The sequence below is a fragment of the Microbulbifer aestuariivivens genome (assembly GCF_039545115.1).
Classification (GTDB): domain Bacteria; phylum Pseudomonadota; class Gammaproteobacteria; order Pseudomonadales; family Cellvibrionaceae; genus Microbulbifer; species Microbulbifer aestuariivivens.
This window is the reverse complement of record NZ_BAABRT010000008.1, coordinates 64,152-82,705: the sequence shown is the minus strand read 5'-3', so window position 1 is coordinate 82,705 and position 18,554 is coordinate 64,152. Positions and strand designations below refer to the sequence as shown.

Below are 18,554 nucleotides of genomic sequence, written 5' to 3'. Positions count from 1 at the left end.
GGCGGAGTGACGCAGAAGGTAAGCAGTTACTCCCTCGCCCACTGGTCGAGACTGGCGGCGATGGTCGCCAGACGCTGCAACGGGTCCTCGGTTGCCAGAAGGTCAATGCGCACCTTGTCGTCCAGCGGCAACAGTTGCGCCAACTGCCACGAGAGCGCATCGGCGGTTTCCACCGGCTCAAAGCGCAGCGACAGCATGGCCGCATGCTCCTTGAGTTCGTCCAGCACCGCGAGTAACCCGTCGCATTCCGCCGGCACCGGCGCTTGAGACGGCTCCGGCAACCATTCGACCTCCGCCATCATTAGACCACCTGCACTGCGGCTGGTGCCCGCAATACGAAAGCGACGCTGCCCCTGCACCATCACATGCAAAAGCCCCTCTTCGCCCTGGCTCCAGTCAACCACTTCGACAAAAACCCCCACAGGCCAGACATCCGAATGCCCGACTTCACCGCCGGCGCGGATCAGCACCACGCCAAAACCGTCATCGGCCCTGAGACTGTCAGAGATCAGGCGCAGATAGCGCTGCTCAAAGATCCGCAGCGGCAAAGCCACGCCGGGAAACAAGGCAACTCGCAGGGGGAATAGAGGAATCTGGGGCACGGGGTTTCTCGAATTCTGGCAATACTGCAACGATAACACCGATGGGCGCAGCACCACCGCAGAAACCGCTGCACAGTTTTTATGCCGACCGGGCCATGCCCGGTGAAAAGGGTTTTAGCAATGAGCGGCGGGGCGACTCTTCGGCTCCATACAAGCCAGTACAAACCAGTACAAACCAGTACAAGCCTTAAACGGGAGAATCAGCCGTTGATCATTGCGAGCCCCGACTGCGGGCCTCTCTCAGCGTCACAACCTCGCAAATGCCCCGCGCACAGCTCGCGAGCAACACCTCAGAGCGCAGCTCGCCCTGCACCTCGCCCTGCACCTCTCCTCGCACCTCTCCTCGCACCTCAACCCCACACTCGATCCCGCACTCGGCCCCGCGCTTCTGCCGGCGCGGCGGCGCCACAAAGATGGCGCGCAGCCGTAAATGGCAACCGTTAAAGCCCGGCCGTCAAAGTCAGGGGTTAAAGCCCTGTCATTAAAGCCCCCCTCTTTTTCTTTGTGCGCTCACCCTGCGCAGCCTGTCTTTACCACCCTCGCTTTTACGCCTTGCCCCGCTACTGAACCAGCTCGTAGCAAGACCCGCACAAAACCTCTAAGCTGAAGCGGAAACTTTAAAACACACCCATATCATTGAGAGAGAGCCTTATGCCAAAAGCGAGCGCACGCCACATCCTGGTTGAAAGCGAAGAAAAGAGTCAGGAGCTGAAGAAGAAAATCGAGGAAGGCGCAGATTTTGGCGCCGTCGCTCAGGAGCATTCCCAGTGCCCCTCTGGACGCAATGGTGGCGATCTGGGCGAGTTCAGCCAGGGCCAGATGGTGCCGGAGTTCGATAAAGTGGTATTTTCCGGCGAGCTCAACAAGGTTCACGGCCCCATCAAAACCCAGTTCGGCTACCACCTGCTGGAGATCACCAGCCGCAGCGACTGAGTTCCCCCTGAGTCCTCCCCCGGTTGCGATCGCCCAGACGGAACCGGGGTAATTTCCCCTGCAAATACCCCCTGAGCACTGCGAACAGTGTCGCGTCATTGGCATTCGCCGCAATACGAGAAAAAAGCAAGACACTCGACCGAATTCAGGCCGCCAGGGCGCAATTGTAAAAAACCAAGAGAGGGTGATCGAGGCTAAGTATTGCAGCGCGCTGGCGAGGAACTGCTGCACCTCGCTACCTGAGAGAACTTGTTTAATGTCCCTTCAGCAGGCAAAGCGTCTCTTGATCCACCCACCAGCCTGCCACTGTTACGGCAGGGACACTCCTTCTGTTTCGACTGCCCCCTGTTCACGACAAAGAATCGCACACAGCAGAATCAGGCCCCGGCGAGACCCTCTCCGGCCACTTCAGGCTTTCCCGGCGCCTCCCGGGACTCGAGCGGACCCTTGAGAGGCTTGAAGATCAGCAGCAGCAGCGGCAGCAAGGTCAGCGAGCCCAACAGGGCGGCGGACATGGCCAAGGCCGTGAGCAGGCCGAAATAGATCGACGGCACGAACTTGGACAGGGCCAGGATCGAGAAGCCGGCAATAATCGTAATGGCGGTATAGAACATGGCGCGGCCGATGGTGGCGTGACTGCGGTGCATGGTGGCCAGGTAATCGCCATCTTTGGCAAATTCGCTGCGGAAGCGGTAGAGGTAGTGGATCGCATGATCCACACCAATGCCGACGGTGATGGCGGCGATGGTGATGGTCATCATATCCAGGGGAATACCGGCCAGCCCCATTCCGCCCAGCACCACCGCGGCTGCCAGCATGTTTGGTATCAGGGCGATGATGGCGATCGACAGCGAGCGGAACAGCACCAGGAACATCAGCAGGATACCGATAAACACCGCTCCCAAGGTCAGGATCTGCGATTTGAACAGGCTCTGCAGCATATTGTTGTAAAGCACCAGCAGGCCGGTCTGGCGAATATTTTCCGGGGCCAGAGCCATCTCGTCGTGGGCGTACTCGTAGATGCGCTGGATCAGCTCATCACGGCGCAGGTTGGGATCCGTTTCCATGACGCGCAGGGTGATGCGAGCCTGATTGTTGGGAATCGAGAGGTAGGGGTCCACCAGCACATCGCTGATTTCCGCCGGCAGGCCGCTGCGGGCCACGGCCAGTTCGAAGTCGTTCAGCGGCCCGCCGTTTAAGTCCCGCGCCACCTTGTACAGGGTCGCGAGTGACTGCACCTTGCCGATTTCCGGCTGACGCTCGAGGTAGTCGTGCAGCTGCTCAATGGTGGACAGACCGGCCACGGTGAACCAGTAACTGGGCTCGACGGTTTCAGACTCAGCGGCGAAGGGGTCATCGGAGGCGAAAGGATCTTCCGCGGCGAAGGCATCTGCCGAGGTGAAGGCATAGTCACCCGCGCCATCGCTATCGGCACCGCTGTCGCCGACGCCCAGCGCAAACGGGTCTTCCTCCCCATCAAAGGCGGGCTCTTCGATCTGCGGCTTGTCGAGAATAATATCCAGCGTCACCGTGCCGCCAAGGCGGCGGTCGATCACCAGCATTCCCCGGTAGATCTCGGTGGAGCTGTCGAAGTAATCGATGAAACGGTTTTCCACTCTCAGCTGGGTCGCCCCCACCGCGCCAATCACAGCGGCGGCGACGGCGACAGTCAGCACCAGCCTGCGGCGGTTTTCGGCAAAACGGGAGAACAGCAGAGTAAACGCGTGGGAATTGTCTTCACCGATACCGTCTGCGCGCTTGGGTAACAGCATCAGCACCGCCGGAATGATCAGGAAAGACAGCACCAGCGCCAGCGCCACGCCCATGGTCATCATCCAGCCGAAGTCGATCACCGGCCGGATACCACTCACCACCAGCGAGGCGAAGGCGACAATGGTGGTAAGCGCCGTGTACAGGCACGGCTTGGCCATAAAGCGCACTGACTCAAGGGCCAGCTGGCGGCGATCCCACTGGGGGTTCTGGGCGGCGAATTCGCGATAGCGCACCGAGAGGTGAATAGTGATCGCCAGCGTAATGATCAGCAGCAGCGCGACAAAGTTGGCGGAGATGACCGTCAGGCGCCAGTCCATCCAGCTCAGCAGCCCCAGCATAATCACCGCGGTCAGAATACAGGTGCTGAGAGGCAACAGAACCCAGCGCACCTGGCGGAAGATGATCAGCAGGGTCACGATGATAAACAGCAGAATGCCGGCGCCGAACACCACCAGATCACTCTTGATGAAAGCGATCATGTCGGCGGTGATCATGGAGACACCGCCGAGGAACAGCTCCGCTTCGCTCTTATAGCCCTCGAGAATGCCGCGCACCACGTCCACCCGCTGCCGCGACACCAGGTCCTGCTCGGTGCGGTGCTGCAGGTAGATGGCGCTGACCTCTTCGAGGCGCGCGGACTCGGCTTCCGTCAGCCCCTCGCTGTCCCGCTTGCGGCGCAGGGCATCGCGCTCCCGCACCAGCTCCAGGCCGCGGCGGTCCAGCTCCAGGTTCACCAGCAGCGCGGTGGTCTGGCCGTCCGGGCTCAGAATCAGTTCGCGGTAAATGGGGCTGGAGAGGAACTCCTGTCGGGCCAGATCCCGGTCCGTGTCCGGGTCCGATAAGGTGCGGATACCATCCGCCAGCTCGGAAATCTCCGGCTTGGGGCTGTAAAGCAGCGGCACGTCGAGAATCGTCTGCACGCTCTCGACACCGGGCACCTGCGCCAGCTCACCGCTCAGCTGGCGCAGGGTATCGAGGGCGGGATCAGTGAAAAGGTCGCCCTGGCGATAGCGATAGGTCACCACCAGAAAGTCGCCACTGGCGTAGCGCTCGGAAATCTCGCGGTAGTAGTCCAGCGCCTCGTCGGCCTCCAGGGTCAGGGAGTCGGCGGAGGCATCAATTTTGAACCGCGGCAACCCCAGCGCGGCGACGACGGTCAGCAGCGCAACAAACACCAGCACGCCCCCCGGGTGCCGGGTTATCAGGTTCTCATAGGCGGTCTTGAAGACAGAAAGCATAGAGGTTCGCTTAGGTATAGATATAGGTAGAGTGCGTAGTGCCGCCCCATGCGGCATGCCAGTCGGTTCAAATGCGGCGACGATGCCGCCGCTATCGAGTCAATTGAGGATCAGGGCCTGTCCAGGTGGCCCAGTTCCCGCTCCGGGAAGGCCAGGTCCCGCAGGCGGCTTTTTAATACCTTTGCGGATGGAAATCCACCATCCTTTTTGCGCTCCCACAGCACCTTGTCCGCGACCAGAATTTCAAAGATGCCGCCACTCGTCGGCTCCAGGGTCACCCCCTGCAGGTCCTCGGCAAAAGTGTGCAGCAGCTCCTGCGCCATCCAGGTGGCGCGCAGCATCCAGTTGCACTGGGTGCAGTAGCGAATGGTGATATGCGGCTTCACTGCGGCTCCCCCCAGCGGGGCAGAAGGCCCTGCTCAACCCCCAGCTGGTCGAGCAGCCGCGCCACCACGAAATCCACCAGGTCCTCCAGCGTCCTCGGCTGCTGGTAAAACCCCGGGCTCGCCGGCAGGATCACGGCGCCCATGCGCGTCAGCTTGAGCATATTCTCCAGGTGAATCTCGGAGTACGGCGCCTCGCGGGGCACCAGAATCAGTTGGCGGCGCTCCTTCAGCGCCACATCCGCGGCCCGCTCGATCAGATTATTCGAGGCCCCGCAGGCAATAGCGGACAGAGTGCCGCCGCTGGCCGGGCACACCACCATGCTGGCGGGGCTGCCGGTGCCAGACGCCACGGGCGAGAACCAGTCGCGCTTGCCGAACAGTTTTAACTGCCCCTCTCTGGCGCCAAAGCGCCGGGCCAGAAAGGTCTCCACCGCCGTGTCGTCCTCGTGGCGGGGCAGCTGAACATCGGTTTCCGTATCGATCACCACCCGCGCCGCGTCGGACAGCAGCAGCCATACCCGCACATCCGCCGCCAGCAGGCACTGCAGCAGGCGCAGGCCATACTGGGCCCCGGAGGCACCGGTCATGGCGAGGGTGACGGTTTTGCTAAACACGGCTTGTTTGGGAAAAGCAGCTTCGGCCAATTCAGTCTCTACCCGGGGCATAAGCGCGCCCCTTTCATTGTTTACCGGCAATGCAGGGCCCGGCATCGTGCTCCACGGACGAACAAGAGGCGCAACCTCAGCCCCCGGGCTGGCTCTGTTTGCGCTCCAGCGCCGCCAGCAGCTGCTGGTGGATACCGCCAAAGCCGCCATTGCTCATAACGACGATATGGGTACCGGGCTCGGCCAGATTGACCGCGGATTCTACCCCAGCGTCGATGGTGTCGAAAATCTTTGCCGGCACACTGGAGTGGTGAACCACATCACCCAGGGACCAGTTCATCCCCTGCGGCTGATACCAAAGCACCAGGTCTGCGCCGGAACAGACCCGGGACAGCTGGCTCTGGTGAATACCCATACGCATGGTGTTGGAGCGCGGTTCAATGAGGGCAATAATCCTGTCGCGGCCCACTTTGGCCCGCAGACCGCTGAGGGTGGTTTCGATGGCGGTGGGATGGTGGGCAAAGTCGTCATAGACACAGACGCCGCCAACCTCGCCGAGGCACTCCATGCGCCGCTTCACCCCTTCGAAGCTGGCCAGAGCCTCCGCCGCCGTGGCCGGGTCTACCCCCACGTGCCGCGCCGCGGCCATGGCGGCCAGTCCATTGCGCACATTGTGCAGCCCGGTGTGCTGCCACCGCACCCGCGCCATCTCCTTGCCGCGGAACTGCACCGCGAAAGCGCCGCCATCCGCCGCCACATCCACCGCACACCAGTCGCCGAGGCGCACGTCGTCCTCGGTCTCGCAGGAGAAACGCTGCACTTCGCTCCAGCAGCCCTGCGCCAGCACCTGCTCGACATTGTCCTCGGCCGCGGCAACGATCAGTCCGTTGCCCGGTACGGTGCGCACCAGGTGGTGGAACTGCCGCTGGATAGCCGCCAGGTCGGGGAAGATATCCGCGTGATCAAACTCCAGATTGTTGATGATCAGGGTGCGCGGGCGGTAGTGAACGAACTTGGAGCGCTTGTCGAAGAAGGCGGTATCGTACTCATCCGCCTCGACCACGAAGAAAGGGGTCTCCCCCAGGCGCGCGGAAACATCGAAATTGCGCGGCACACCGCCGATCAGGAATCCGGGCTTCATGCCGGCGTACTCGAGAATCCATGCCAGCATGCTGGCGGTGGTGGTCTTGCCGTGGGTGCCGGAAACCGCCAGCACCCAGCGCTCTCCCAGGAAGTGGTCGCACAGCCACTGGGCTCCGGATGTGTAGGGCAGCCCGCGTTCCAGCACCGCCTCCACCGCCGGATTACCCCGGGACAGGGCGTTGCCGATGATCACCAGGTCCGGGGCCGGTTCCAGCTGGGCCGGGTCATAGCCCTCGGTCAGGGCAATCCCCGCCTGCTGCAGCTGGGTGCTCATGGGCGGGTAGACGTTGGCATCGCTGCCGGTGACCCTGTGCCCCTCGGCAACCGCCAGTTGCGCGAGACTGCCCATAAAGGTGCCGCAGATGCCTAAGATATGAATATGCATAAAGGGGTCGAACGCTCCTGCAACGCTGCGATCAAAGGGCGCAAGCTTACCATGGGCCAGTGGACCTTAGCCCGGCTCTTAACCCGGAGTAGCCCGGTTCATAGCCCGACGCCAAACCCCGGTTGATACCCCGGCTCAAGCCCCGCCCACAGCCCGGGGGGCGCGCAAAGGCCGGGAGCCAAGCCGCACCAAACTTGCGCGACCGGTGCATTTGCGCCCCGATTCCATTAGACTTCGCCCCCGAATTCGCCGCCTTTACCCTCCTGCAGGATGCTCATGTCGAAGAAAAATGCCTTTTACGCCCAATCCGGTGGCGTTACCGCCGTTATCAACGCCTCCGCCTGTGGCGTGATCGAAGCCGCTCGCGAGCACAGCGACAAGATCGGCCACGTCTACGCCGGGCAGAACGGCATTCTCGGCGCCCTGCGCGAGGAGCTGATCGACGTAAACCAGGAAGACGCCGACACCATCGCCGCCCTGCGCCACACCCCCTCCGGCGCTTTCGGCTCCTGTCGCTACAAGCTGAAGAGCCTGGAAGAGAACCGGGCGGAATATGAACGCCTGATCGAGGTGTTCAAGGCCCACGACATCGGTTACTTCTTTTATAACGGCGGCGGCGATTCCGCCGACACCTGCCTGAAGGTCTCGCAACTTTCCGAGACCATGGGCTACCCGATTCAGGCCATCCACGTGCCCAAGACCGTGGACAACGACCTGCCCTTCACCGATAACTGCCCGGGCTTTGGCTCGGTGGCCAAGTATGTGGCCGTGTCCACCATGGAGGCGGCTCTCGATGTGGCCTCCATGTGCGCCACCTCCACCAAGGTGTTTATTCTCGAAGTGATGGGTCGCCACGCCGGCTGGATCGCCGCCGCCGGCGCCCTGGCCCAGCAGCAGGAGGGCGACGCGCCGCATATCATCCTGTTCCCGGAAGTGGCCTTCGACAAAGAGCAATTCCTGAAGAAGGTGCAGGACACCGTGGACCAGAAAGGCTACTGCGTGATCGTGGCCTCCGAGGGTGCCCAGTACGCCGACGGCACCTTCCTCGCCGACGCCGGCACCACCGATGCCTTCGGCCACAAACAGCTGGGCGGTGTGGCACCGACGCTGGCCAACATGATCAAGAGCGAGCTGGGGCTCAAATACCACTGGGCGCTGGCGGACTACCTGCAGCGCGCCGCGCGCCATATCGCCTCCGCCACCGACGTGGCCCAGGCCTATGCCGTAGGCCGCGCCGCGGTGGAAATGGCCCTGGAAGGCAAAAACGCCATCATGCCCTGCATCGTTCGCGATCAAGGGCCGCAATACGGCTGGTCCGTGGGCGAAGCGCCGCTGTCTGAAGTGGCCAACGTGGAAAAGATGATGCCGAAGGAATACATCAGCGAGGATGGCTTTGGCATCACCCAGGCGGGCCGCGATTACCTGCTGCCGCTGATCCAGGGCGAAGACTACCCGCCGTTCAAAAACGGTGTCCCCCAGTATGCGAAATTGAAGAAAGTGCTGGTGGCAAAGAAGTTGAAGGGCGAATTCAAGCCTTAAACGCCCAGCTCTCCTGCATAAAAGCGGCGTAGGCATAGCCCCCATACATTGCGCGCCTGACACACATTGCGCGCCAGTTAGACGGCGCCGCTACCGGGTGCCGCTTTGGAGGCACGCCGTACCCCCTTCCTGGGTATCCTGCACCGCCATCCATGGCGGTACAGGTCCATAAAGCGGTAGCCGGCCTGCCCCCGGCGTCTAACGCCTTAGTGAAAACGCTAGCGAAAAACCCTAAAAAAATCCTTAGTGAAAAAACCTAGCGAAAAACCCTGGCGAAAAGCTTGGCTTTGGCTAACCGCGTCTGCCTCTCACACGGTTCTGTTTTCAGCTCCCGCGCTTCTCGCTCACACGTTCCGCCAGAATCTCGCCTGCGATTGCAAACGACTTTAACCGTGCCGCGTGATCGTACATGGCCCCGGTCACAATCAGTTCGTCGACCTGAGTGCGCGCCAGAAAGCGATCAATCCAGGCCGCCACCTCATCACGGCCTCCCACCGCAGTCTCCGCCAGGGCCTGGGCTATCTGCATGCGTTCCGCTGGCGGCGCGATAACAGCCGGATCATCTACGGGTGGCTTGAGCGGCCCGGGAGTGCCGCGGCGCAGGGCGGCAAACTGCTGCTCGATGGAGGTCATCAACCTGCGCGCTTCGCCGCTGGTATCGGCGGCAAACACATTGATCGCCGCCGCCGCGTAGGGCTTCTGCAGGTATTGCGACGGCTCGAAACGCTGGCGGTAGAAATGCAGGGCCCGGTCCAGCATCGCCGGCGCAAAATGTGAGGCAAAAGCGAATGGCAAGCCCAGGGCCGCCGCCAGCTGCGCGCTGTAAAGGCTGGACCCCAGCAGCCATACCGGCACATCCAGACCGGCACCGGGCACCGCCCGCAGCGTCTGCCCCGGCTGCTCCGGCGCAAAAAGCTGCAGCAACTCCTGTACATCCTCGGGGAAGTGATCCGCAGCGGTGGTGGGGTCGCGCCGCAGCGCCATCATGGTGGCGCCATCGGTCCCGGGCGCCCGCCCGAGCCCCAGATCAATGCGACCGGGATAGACCGCCGCCAGGGTGCCGAACTGCTCCGCAATGACCAGCGGGGAATGATTGGGCAGCATCACACCGCCAGCCGCCACGCGAATCTTTCTGGTGCCGGCGGCGATATACCCCAACGCCACCGCCGTAGCCGCGCTGGCGACACCGGGCATATTGTGGTGCTCCGCCATCCAGAATCGCCGGTAGCCCAGTTCCTCGGCGTGCCGCGCCAGATCGAGCGAATTGCCGAGGGCACTGCCGGCATCTCCGCCTTCGATAATTGGGGACAGATCGAGAAGGGAATAGGTTTGCACAGATACTCCGGGACTTTGGATACGACTTAAAGCGGGTTGAATATAAAGCCGGCAGAACAAGCTGCAAGGTCGGAAGACAGCATTGCAAAACAGCCGCCACATTCTACAGCGGCATTAGATGGCGGGCATAAGCCTCATTGGTAAAGGAGCCACACAAACACAGATTCTCACTAACGCCTACCCCCGATAGCTGGCGATGCATGATCAATTACGGCCGCTACTGGGATGCCCTATGTTCTATCGCCCATGCCCTACTTCCTGTGCCCCGTGCCCCATGCCCCGTGTCCTCCGGTCTAGGCCCTGGACGCACGATACCAATACAAGAAAAGGGTAACCGCCAGAATCAAACCCGTTGCCGACAAGCAAAAAAACACATTGTCAGACTTAAATGCCAGCAGTCCTACCGCAGGAGAGGAAAACCAGGCAAAAGCGGCAAAAAAGATACTCAGGATACCCAAGCGGAGGCTTTTCAGCAGCACAGCCAACATTGCCGAGGGAACGGCCATAAAAACCAGAAATACCGCGGGTATAAATAGTTTCACCCCAACAGAAAACGCCAACAGTGAGGTGACTAATGCAAGTAGTCCCGGGATAAAGCCCAAACTTCTTTTACGCCGACTCATTGAGGTTTTCATGGACCTGATTGCACTTTCTGCCTGGAACTCGAAGCGCTATATCCCCCAGAGTTCATCCAAGCGCTGATCCCGCCCACAGCGATAGCGGTAATAGTTGTAGCGCAGCGGATTGCGCTGGTAGTAATCCTGGTGATAGTTCTCGGCTGGATAGAACGCGGCTTCGGCTACCACTTCGGTGGCGACGGGTTTACCCAGCTGTTGGGCGATCCGCTGCTTTGCCGCCTCTGCCAGCCGCTTCTCCTCGGCACTGCCGTAGAAGATCGCGCTGCGATACTGGTCGCCCCGGTCACAGAACTGTCCACCGCCATCTAGCGGGTCCACATTCCTCCAGAACACATCCAGCAGCTCCTGATAGCTGATTTTGTCGGCGTCATAGGTCACCTGCACCACTTCCGTATGGCCGGTGCCGCCGCCGGAGACCTGTTCATAGGTGGGATTGGGAACTTTGCCGCCGCTGTAGCCGGAGGTGGTTTTGAGTACGCCATCGAGTTTGTCGTAAGGCGGCTCCATGCACCAGAAACAGCCGCCGGCGAAAATCGCGGTGTGAATATTTTCCCCGGCCTTCGCTTCGGCTTCTGCGGCTTGCTGCGCGGTGGTTTCTACCCTTTCCGCGTTTTCCACGCGCTCCAGGTTTTCCACGCTTTCCCGGGCGTCAGGCCCGGTCTCACCGGCCCATGCGCTATTGGCGAGCGCGGCCGCGGCAATCAGCCATGCGGCGATCAAACTGCGCATGCTCGACTCCTGTTCGGTTTTTCCTCTCGTGAGTTATACGCAGGAAAACCTTACAGGTTCAATGCTCCGCTGAACGCACGGCAGAATATCTCCCGGTAGGCCGCCGCATTCAGGGCTATGGGGTTGCTGCCGGCGGAGGGATCGGCAGCGGCCAACTCCCCCAACAGGTCGGCGCGGGCGCTGTCGATGCCGATTTCCTCCAGGGTGTTGGGAATGCCGATCATCTCCCGCAGCTCCAGCACCCACTGCATAACCGCCGCAAAACCTTCGCCGGGCAGATCCAGATAGCGGGCCAGACGCGCCATGGGTTCGCCAATCGCTGCGCGGTTGGCCTGCAACACATAGGGCATCAGCACCGCGTTGATGGTGCCGTGGTGCTTGTCGTAAAGGGCACCGATGGGGTGCGCCAGCGCATGCATGGCGCCCAGACCGCGCTGGAAGGCGGTGGCCCCCATGCTCGAGGCCACCAGCATCTGCTGCCGCGCCTCCAGGTCGCGGCCATCGGCCACTGCCCTCGGCAGGTATTCTTTCACCAGCCGAATGCCCTCCAGCGCAATGCCCTCCGCCATTGGATGAAACGCCGGTGCGCAGAAGGCCTCGAGATTGTGTGACAGCGCGTCCATGCCGGTGGCCGCGGTGATGCCGGCGGGTAAATCCAGGGTCAGTTGCGGGTCCAGGATCACCGCCGCCGGCAGCATCCTGGGGTGAAAGATGATGCGCTTCAGCTGGGCCGCCTCATCGGTAATCACGGCGGAGCGCCCCACTTCCGAGCCGGTGCCCGCGGTGGTGGGCAGCGCGACCACCGGCACCATGGCGGATGCATTGACGCGCTTGAAGTTGTCGGCCACGTCTTCGAAGTCCCAGATTGGGCGGCTCTGGCCCGCCATCAAGGCGATGGCCTTGCCCGCGTCCAGCGCCGAGCCGCCCCCCATGGCAATCACGCCATCGTGCCCGCCCGCCCGCAGCGCCGCCACACCATCGGCAACATTTTTGCCATTGGGGTTGCCCTTGATACTGCTGAACAGCCCGGCCTGCAAGCCCCCTTGCGCGCACAGCGCAAGGGCCCGCGCGACCATTGGCAAATCTGCCAGACCCGGGTCTGTCACCAGCAGTGGGGCGCGCATGCCAAGCGCCGCACAGGTCTCGGCCAGCTCGCCGATCCTGCCCGGCCCGACGCGGATCGCCGTCGGGTAGTTCCAGTTGTTGTGAAAGCGCTGCGTGTCCATGGTCTGCCGTGGCTCAGGGCTTTTTCTTCAGGTGGAAGGATTTGGGCCGGGTCAGGTGTTCGTAGCCCACCGACGACAGCGTGCAGCCGCGGCCGGAATTCTTGACACCGGTCCAGGCCAGCGCCGGGTCCAGGTAATCGCAGCGGTTCAGGAACACGGTGCCGGTCTGCAGGCGGTCGCCAATGGTGCTGGCGGCCTCGATATCGTCGCTGTATATGGCTGCGGTGAGGCCGAAGGCACTGTCGTTCATGAGGGCAATCGCCTCCTCATCATCGCGCACCGGCTGCACCCCCAGCACCGGGCCGAAGGATTCCTCCCGCATGACCCGCATCTCATGGTTGACCTCGGTCAGCAGTTGCGGCGCCAGGTAAGGGGTGCCGGGTCGGTCTGCGGGAAAGGCGAGCGGGTCGATATGGGCGCGGGCGCCGGCGGAGAGCGCCTCGTCCACCTGACCGCGCACAAAGTCCGCTGCGGCCGTGCGCACCAGTGGGCCCAGTGTGGTCTCCGGGTCGTCGGGGCGACCGAGACGGTATTCATTGATCAGGGGCACCGCCAGGCGCAGAAAATCATCGAAGCGGCTCTCATGCACATACAGCCGCTCGATCGCACAACAGGACTGCCCGGAATTAAAAAAGGCCCCATCGATCACGCTGGCCACGGAAGCCTCAAGGTCCGCATCTTCGCGAATATAGGCCGGGTCCTTGCCGCCCAGTTCGAGGCCGATATGTTTAAACTGCCCCACGGCCGCCCGCTCCACCATGGCGCCGCCGGGCACAGAGCCGGTAAAGGCAACATGGTCGACTTCCGGGGCGCTGATCAGCCGCTCGGTATTGCCGTGACTCAAATGCAGATACTGGAGTACCCCTCTGGGCAGTCCCGCCTCGGTAAACGCCTCTGCGATGCGTTCGGCACACAGCGGGGTCTGGGCCGAGGGCTTGAGCAGCACCGCGTTGCCGGCCAGCAATGCGGGCACCACCGCATTCACTGCGGTGAGGTAGGGGTAATTCCACGGCGCGATCACCAGAGAAATACCCAGCGGTTCACGGCGAATAAAACGCTCGAAGCCTTCCTTCTCTGCCACGTGGATATCCGCCAATGCCGCTTCGGCGATCTCCGCCATAAAATGAGCGCGCTCGGCAAAGCCTTGGATCTCGCCACCGACGAAGCGCACCGGCCGCCCCATCATCCAGGTGAGTTCGGGTCCGAGCTCATCCCGGTGACTGGTAAAGATTGCCACGGCCTTGCGCACCAGCGACACCCGCTCGTCCAGCGGCGTATTTTTCCACAACGACTGGGCGCGCAGGGCGCTATCCAGCGCCTTGCGGATTTCCGTCTGCGAGGCCAGGGGCCGCTCCACATACAGTGAACCGTCCACCGGCGACAGGCATTGCAATGTGCTCATACAAGAAGTCCCGAAGTTGATCAGATAATCTCGAAATAGCGATCCAGTTCCCAGTCGCTTACATGGCGGCGGTACTCCCGCTCCTCCCATTCGCGGCTGGCGGCGAAGTGATCGACAAAGGCGCCCCCGAACAGCTCCCGCGCCGCATCGGACCCGCGCAGCCGCTGGGCGGAATCCCACAGGGTGCGAGGCAGCGCGGCCTCCCCGGGCTGTTCCAGCGCGTAGGCGTTGCCGGCAACCGGCTCCGAAGGTTCCCACTGCTGCAACACGCCGTAGAGTCCGGAACCGAGTGCCGCCGCCAGGGCCAGATACGGGTTGGCATCCGCCGCACCGAGGCGATACTCCACGCGCTGGGACTTGTCGCTGCCGGGAATCACCCGCAGCGCCGCGGTGCGGTTTTCAATGCCCCAGGTGGCGTCCGTGGGCGCCCAGAATCCGGGCACCAGGCGGCGATAGCTGTTGACCGTGGGCGCCATCATGGCGAGAAATTCCGGCATCAGGCGCTGCTGCCCGGCGACAAAGTTGCGCTGTACCGGGCTCATATTCTGCGGATGCCGGCGGTCGAAAAAGGCGGAATGACCGCTATCCCGCTCGCGCAATGACAGGTGGATATGCCCGCTCTGGCCGGGGTAATCCCCGCACCACTTGGCCATAAATGTCGCCATCAGGTCGTTGCGCTGCGCCAGTACCTTGATAAAGGTTTTAAACAGCGCCGCCTTATCGGCGGCGGCCGCCGCGCCATCCACCGCAATCGCCGCCTCCAGCACTCCCGGGCCGGTTTCGGTATGCAGTCCCTCGATGGGGAAATCCATGCGCTCGCCCAGATCGAGGATCTGCCGGTAAAGTTCGGCGTGGACGGAGTTGCGGATCATCGAGTAGCCGAACCAGTCCGGCGTGAAGGGCTTGAGGTTGCGAAAACATTTTTCCCGCGCGCTCTCGGGGGTCTCGTCGAACAGGAAGAATTCATATTCCAGCGCGCCGAAGGGTTCATAACCGGCGCTCTGGCAGCGCTCTATCACCCGGCGCAGGGTCGCCCGCGGGCAGACCGACTCTGTCTGCAGGTCAAACTCCGCCAGAAACAGCAGCATATTCCCTTCAAAAGGAATCTCGCGGCAGGTCTCCGGCAAAATGCGCACCGGCGCATCGGGATAACCGGTGTGCCAGCCGGTGTACTGGGCATTGTCGTAGAGCTGGTCTTTCACATCCCAGCCCAGCACCACATCGCAGAAGGAGAAACCGGGCTCCAGGGAGGAGAAAAACTTCTCGCGGCTCATGTACTTGCCGCGCATGACCCCGTCGTTGTCAAACAGACCCACCTTGACGTGGGTCAGATTGCGCTCATCGACAATGGCGCGGGCCTCACTGGCGGTGCGAATGGTTCGCGGGTCGAGCATGACCGTCGCAGCCTCTTGTGTTGTTATCGACCCGTTACAGCATAGACGCGACTCCCCGCTGCCATGAGCGCAGAGGCATCCCAAACCGGCAAAAGGCGACAAAAGACAACAAATGGCAACAAAGCCCCGCCAAAACTGCGCTTTGAGGGAGGGAACCACTGCAGTGGCGTGACTTTGCGCGGGGCTGCGCAGGGTTTATAATCCGCGCTCCAAAATTTCGACCACCCTTCATTCCAGGACCAGCCATGAGCTTCGACAAGATCCCTGCAGGAAAGGACCTGCCCAACGACATCAACGTGATTATCGAAATCCCGGCCAACCACGACCCGATCAAGTACGAAGTGGACAAGGATTCCGACGCGGTATTCGTGGACCGTTTCGTCGCCACCCCCATGTTCTATCCGGCCAACTACGGTTACGTGCCGCAGACCCTGTCTGAAGACGGTGACCCCCTGGACGTGCTGGTAGTGGCGCCCTACCCGGTCATGGTTGGTTCCGTGATCCGCTCCCGCGTTGTCGGCGTGCTGAACATGACCGACGAATCCGGCGTGGATGCCAAGCTGCTGGCGGTACCGCACACCAAGCTGACCAAGCTGTACGACCACGTGCAGGAAATCAGCGACCTGCCGGAGCTGCTGATCAAGCAGATCGAGCATTACTTCGAGAACTACAAAGCCCTGGAAGCGGGCAAGTGGGTCAAGGTAGATGGCTGGGCCGACGCCGAAGCCGCGCGCAAGGAAGTCATGGCTTCCCGCGAGCGCTACCTGAAGGAAGAAGGCTGATCGAGCACATCAGCCGAGCATAAAAAAACCGGCCAGTGGCCGGTTTTTTTATGGGTCGCATGGCTTGCCGTCTCGGCATTCAATCAAACTGCCAGTCCGGCACTTTCACCTGGGCGACCGGTTCACGCTGCCGCTCGGAGTCATCCAGAAGGTTACCCTGCTGGGGCTTCACACTCAGGTGATCCACCGCCACCTGCACCGCCTCTTTGTGCTCCCGTTCATGCTCCTTGATCAGATTGCCCTCCATCGGCGCGATAGACCAGTGCGGGCCACCCGCTTCGGCCACACCTTGCGCCGGCTGTATCGGCTGGGACTGGGCCGGTGCGGGTGGTGCGGGTGGCGCGGGTGGCGCGGGACGGGGTTCTGGCTGCGACACGGACTCCGGCTCAGACCGCGGCGCGGGTGCCGCCGGTTTCGGCGCCGCCGGGGGCTGCTCGCCCTCGGCTTTCAGGGAAGACTGGGCGCCCAGCTTGGCCAGTGTCGCCTGCAGCTGGCGGGCCTGCGCTTCCGGCAGGTTTTTCTTGATCGCCAGCGGGCGGCCACTGAACAGCTTGTCGATCGTCTCCGGCCCCGCCTTGAACAGGCGGCCCAGGTTGGCCCGCACATCGTCAGCGGCATAACCGGGTTCCAGATCACCGCGAAAAATCACACTGTAGCGAAGCTCCGACATGGTGTTTCTCTCCTCTGCCTCCACTGGGCATCTTATTGTTTTCGCGCTTATCGCTCCTTTATTGCGGAGCGCGCGTATCTTGTTTTGTCCCGCCTGACGCGGTTTATCAGAAGGCTTACCCCAAAGCCTCATCAAAAAGGCCTACCCCAAAGGCTGGCCTGTTTTCCCGCAGAGCCTGCCCCGGGAGTCAAGGGTTGCGATCGCTGCCCCCGTCCGCCTCGGATGCATCCAGAGTCTGGTCCATGGTGTAGGCGGGCGCGGCGGCGGTAAGCCCCCCCACCTGGCGGGCCGGCACCCCGGCCACGGTAGTGTGCTCCGGGACATCCGACAGCACCAGACTGCCCGCGGCCACTTTGACTCCCTCACCGACACGCACCGGCCCCAGAATTTTGGCGCCGGCACCAATCATGACGCCGCGGCCAATTTTCGGATGGCGATCACCTCCGCCACTGCCACTGCCGCCCAACGTCACCGAGTGCAGGATGGAGACATCGTCTTCCACCACACAGGTTTCGCCCACCACCAGGCCGGTGGCGTGGTCGATCATGATACCGCAGCCGAAACGGGACGCCGGATGAATGTCCACGGCGAACTGCTCCGACACCCGGCTCTGGAAGTACAGCGCCAGGGTGCGCCGGCCCTGCCGCCAGAGCCAGTGGGCGATACGGTGCGACTGCAGCGCATGGAACCCCTTGAAGTAGAGAAACGGCGTAATGTACTGGTCGCAGGCCGGGTCGCGGTCGAACCAGGCACAGATATCCGCCTGCATGCAGCGCCCGATTGCGCCGTCTTCTGACAGCCCTTCCGCAATCACCTCCTGCAAAGACGTCGCCGTCAGGGCGTTGTGTTCGAGCACCGAGGCCAGGTGATAGGCGAGCGCATCGTTCAAGGTCTTGTGACGCAGGATGGTGTTGTGGAAATAGCTGGCCAGCACCGGCTCACCGGCGGCCGCGGCACTGGCCTCGGCGCGCATGGCATTCCAGATATCCCGCCGTTCAATCTCGCTGTTGATAAGCGATCCTCGCTTTATGCTTTCTGTGGTGGACTAAGACTGTGGCGGATAAAACGCTTCCGGCACCTCGACAAAGCGCTCGAAGACCGCCCCCATATGCTCGATGACCGTCTCCCCCAGCGCCAGCTCGCTGCAGCGGACCCGCTCCGCCAGCCGATCCGCACTGAGCAGCCCCTGCAGTTCGCGCGCGGCCGGCGCATAGCTCAGGTGCCAGCGTTCCGGCGCGATGCCGCCGCGATCCTCGGCATAGGGGCGAAACAGCCCGTAGCTTTCTGCGGCGGCGATGCGCTGATCCAGCCACTCGTGGAAGGCCGAGAAGATACCGCCCTGGCACACCTCCTGCGGCGTCAGCTGCACCTGGTAATTATCCGGCATGGCGGCGGCATCCACCACATCGAAATCCGTGCCCCAGTGGTGCCGGGAAGCGCCCGGCAGCGCCGACCAGCGCAGGATGGCAAAAACCAGCTGCGGCGGTGTGAGCCGGGCAATATCCAAAGGCGCGCCGGCGCTGTCGAGCACAGGGCGTTCACCGCGCGCCTTGCGATTCCAGATAACCCGCTGGCGATCGAAACCGCGAAACCCCGACACCACCAGCGGATCGAAACCGGCATCGCGCGCATCGGCGCAGAGCTGCTGAAAAGCCACCAGCGCCTCCGGGTGCAGCAGCTGACCTGAACGCGGCTCCAGAATCACGTGGTCATCGCCGAGTCCGAACAGCATGCGCTCGATGGGTGCGGTCAACATCAGCGGTCTCCGGGCTTG

General features: G+C 62.4%; 17 protein-coding genes. 3 read left to right on the top strand and 14 right to left on the bottom strand.

Annotated elements, in window-relative coordinates; all coding sequences use genetic code 11:
• Window positions 1-26: 26 nt before the first annotated feature.
• A complete protein-coding gene (locus ABEA58_RS06585; protein WP_345549947.1) occupies window positions 27-602 on the bottom strand; it encodes an LON peptidase substrate-binding domain-containing protein in 576 nt (191 codons plus the stop codon).
• Window positions 603-1,253: 651 nt separating this feature from the next.
• Between ABEA58_RS06585 and ABEA58_RS06580 the strand changes: the two genes are divergently transcribed.
• Window positions 1,254-1,535 carry a peptidylprolyl isomerase gene (locus ABEA58_RS06580; protein WP_345549946.1) on the top strand — a complete coding sequence of 94 codons (282 nt, stop codon included), beginning with the start codon at window positions 1,254-1,256 and terminating at the stop codon, window positions 1,533-1,535.
• A gap of 377 nt (window positions 1,536-1,912) precedes the next feature.
• On the opposite strand, the gene ABEA58_RS06575 is transcribed toward ABEA58_RS06580, so the two are convergent.
• The 4 genes from ABEA58_RS06575 to mpl form a co-directional block, all read right to left on the bottom strand.
• On the bottom strand, window positions 1,913-4,546 hold the full coding sequence (locus ABEA58_RS06575; RefSeq protein WP_345549945.1) for an efflux RND transporter permease subunit: 2,634 nt from the start codon (window positions 4,544-4,546) through the stop codon (window positions 1,913-1,915).
• A gap of 110 nt (window positions 4,547-4,656) precedes the next feature.
• Window positions 4,657-4,932 (bottom strand): Rdx family protein, encoded by a 276-nt coding sequence (locus ABEA58_RS06570; RefSeq protein ID WP_345549943.1) that lies wholly within the window; start codon window positions 4,930-4,932, stop codon window positions 4,657-4,659.
• The gene (locus ABEA58_RS06565) at window positions 4,929-5,576 is read right to left on the bottom strand and encodes a flavin prenyltransferase UbiX (RefSeq protein ID WP_345549941.1); all 648 of its coding nucleotides are present in this window, start codon (window positions 5,574-5,576) and stop codon (window positions 4,929-4,931) included. Before ABEA58_RS06565 ends, ABEA58_RS06570 begins: the two co-directional genes overlap by 4 nt.
• A gap of 97 nt (window positions 5,577-5,673) precedes the next feature.
• Window positions 5,674-7,065, bottom strand: a complete 1,392-nt coding sequence (mpl, locus tag ABEA58_RS06560) for a UDP-N-acetylmuramate:L-alanyl-gamma-D-glutamyl-meso-diaminopimelate ligase (RefSeq protein WP_345549939.1) — start codon at window positions 7,063-7,065, stop codon at window positions 5,674-5,676.
• A gap of 276 nt (window positions 7,066-7,341) precedes the next feature.
• Here mpl and ABEA58_RS06555 point away from each other — a divergent pair, with 276 nt between their 5' ends.
• A complete protein-coding gene (locus tag ABEA58_RS06555; protein ID WP_345549938.1) occupies window positions 7,342-8,604 on the top strand; it encodes a 6-phosphofructokinase in 1,263 nt (420 codons plus the stop codon).
• Between the two features lie 324 nt (window positions 8,605-8,928).
• Here ABEA58_RS06555 and ABEA58_RS06550 read toward each other — a convergent pair whose 3' ends face one another.
• From ABEA58_RS06550 to ABEA58_RS06525, 6 genes are all read right to left on the bottom strand, one after another.
• Window positions 8,929-9,939 (bottom strand): LLM class flavin-dependent oxidoreductase, encoded by a 1,011-nt coding sequence (locus tag ABEA58_RS06550; protein WP_345549936.1) that lies wholly within the window; start codon window positions 9,937-9,939, stop codon window positions 8,929-8,931.
• Window positions 9,940-10,232: 293 nt separating this feature from the next.
• On the bottom strand, window positions 10,233-10,574 hold the full coding sequence (locus ABEA58_RS06545; RefSeq protein WP_345549934.1) for a hypothetical protein: 342 nt from the start codon (window positions 10,572-10,574) through the stop codon (window positions 10,233-10,235).
• Between the two features lie 36 nt (window positions 10,575-10,610).
• The gene (gene msrA, locus ABEA58_RS06540) at window positions 10,611-11,306 is read right to left on the bottom strand and encodes a peptide-methionine (S)-S-oxide reductase MsrA (RefSeq protein WP_345549932.1); all 696 of its coding nucleotides are present in this window, start codon (window positions 11,304-11,306) and stop codon (window positions 10,611-10,613) included.
• Window positions 11,307-11,356: 50 nt separating this feature from the next.
• Window positions 11,357-12,532 carry an iron-containing alcohol dehydrogenase gene (locus ABEA58_RS06535; protein ID WP_345549931.1) on the bottom strand — a complete coding sequence of 392 codons (1,176 nt, stop codon included), beginning with the start codon at window positions 12,530-12,532 and terminating at the stop codon, window positions 11,357-11,359.
• A gap of 13 nt (window positions 12,533-12,545) precedes the next feature.
• Window positions 12,546-13,934 carry an aldehyde dehydrogenase family protein gene (locus ABEA58_RS06530; RefSeq protein ID WP_345549929.1) on the bottom strand — a complete coding sequence of 463 codons (1,389 nt, stop codon included), beginning with the start codon at window positions 13,932-13,934 and terminating at the stop codon, window positions 12,546-12,548.
• A gap of 20 nt (window positions 13,935-13,954) precedes the next feature.
• Window positions 13,955-15,328, bottom strand: coding sequence for a glutamine synthetase family protein (locus ABEA58_RS06525; RefSeq protein WP_345549928.1), 1,374 nt, complete (start codon window positions 15,326-15,328; stop codon window positions 13,955-13,957).
• A gap of 245 nt (window positions 15,329-15,573) precedes the next feature.
• Between ABEA58_RS06525 and ppa the strand changes: the two genes are divergently transcribed.
• The gene (ppa, locus tag ABEA58_RS06520; protein ID WP_345549926.1) at window positions 15,574-16,110 is read left to right on the top strand and encodes an inorganic diphosphatase; all 537 of its coding nucleotides are present in this window, start codon (window positions 15,574-15,576) and stop codon (window positions 16,108-16,110) included.
• A 79-nt stretch (window positions 16,111-16,189) separates the two neighbouring features.
• Here ppa and ABEA58_RS06515 read toward each other — a convergent pair whose 3' ends face one another.
• From ABEA58_RS06515 to ABEA58_RS06505, 3 genes are all read right to left on the bottom strand, one after another.
• On the bottom strand, window positions 16,190-16,780 hold the full coding sequence (locus ABEA58_RS06515) for a hypothetical protein (protein ID WP_345549924.1): 591 nt from the start codon (window positions 16,778-16,780) through the stop codon (window positions 16,190-16,192).
• Window positions 16,781-16,967: 187 nt separating this feature from the next.
• Complete coding sequence (cysE, locus tag ABEA58_RS06510) at window positions 16,968-17,753, bottom strand: serine O-acetyltransferase (protein WP_345549922.1); 786 nt, start codon at window positions 17,751-17,753, stop codon at window positions 16,968-16,970.
• Window positions 17,754-17,825: 72 nt separating this feature from the next.
• Complete coding sequence (locus ABEA58_RS06505) at window positions 17,826-18,536, bottom strand: M15 family metallopeptidase (RefSeq protein WP_345549920.1); 711 nt, start codon at window positions 18,534-18,536, stop codon at window positions 17,826-17,828.
• Between the last annotated feature and the right edge of the window lie 18 nt (window positions 18,537-18,554).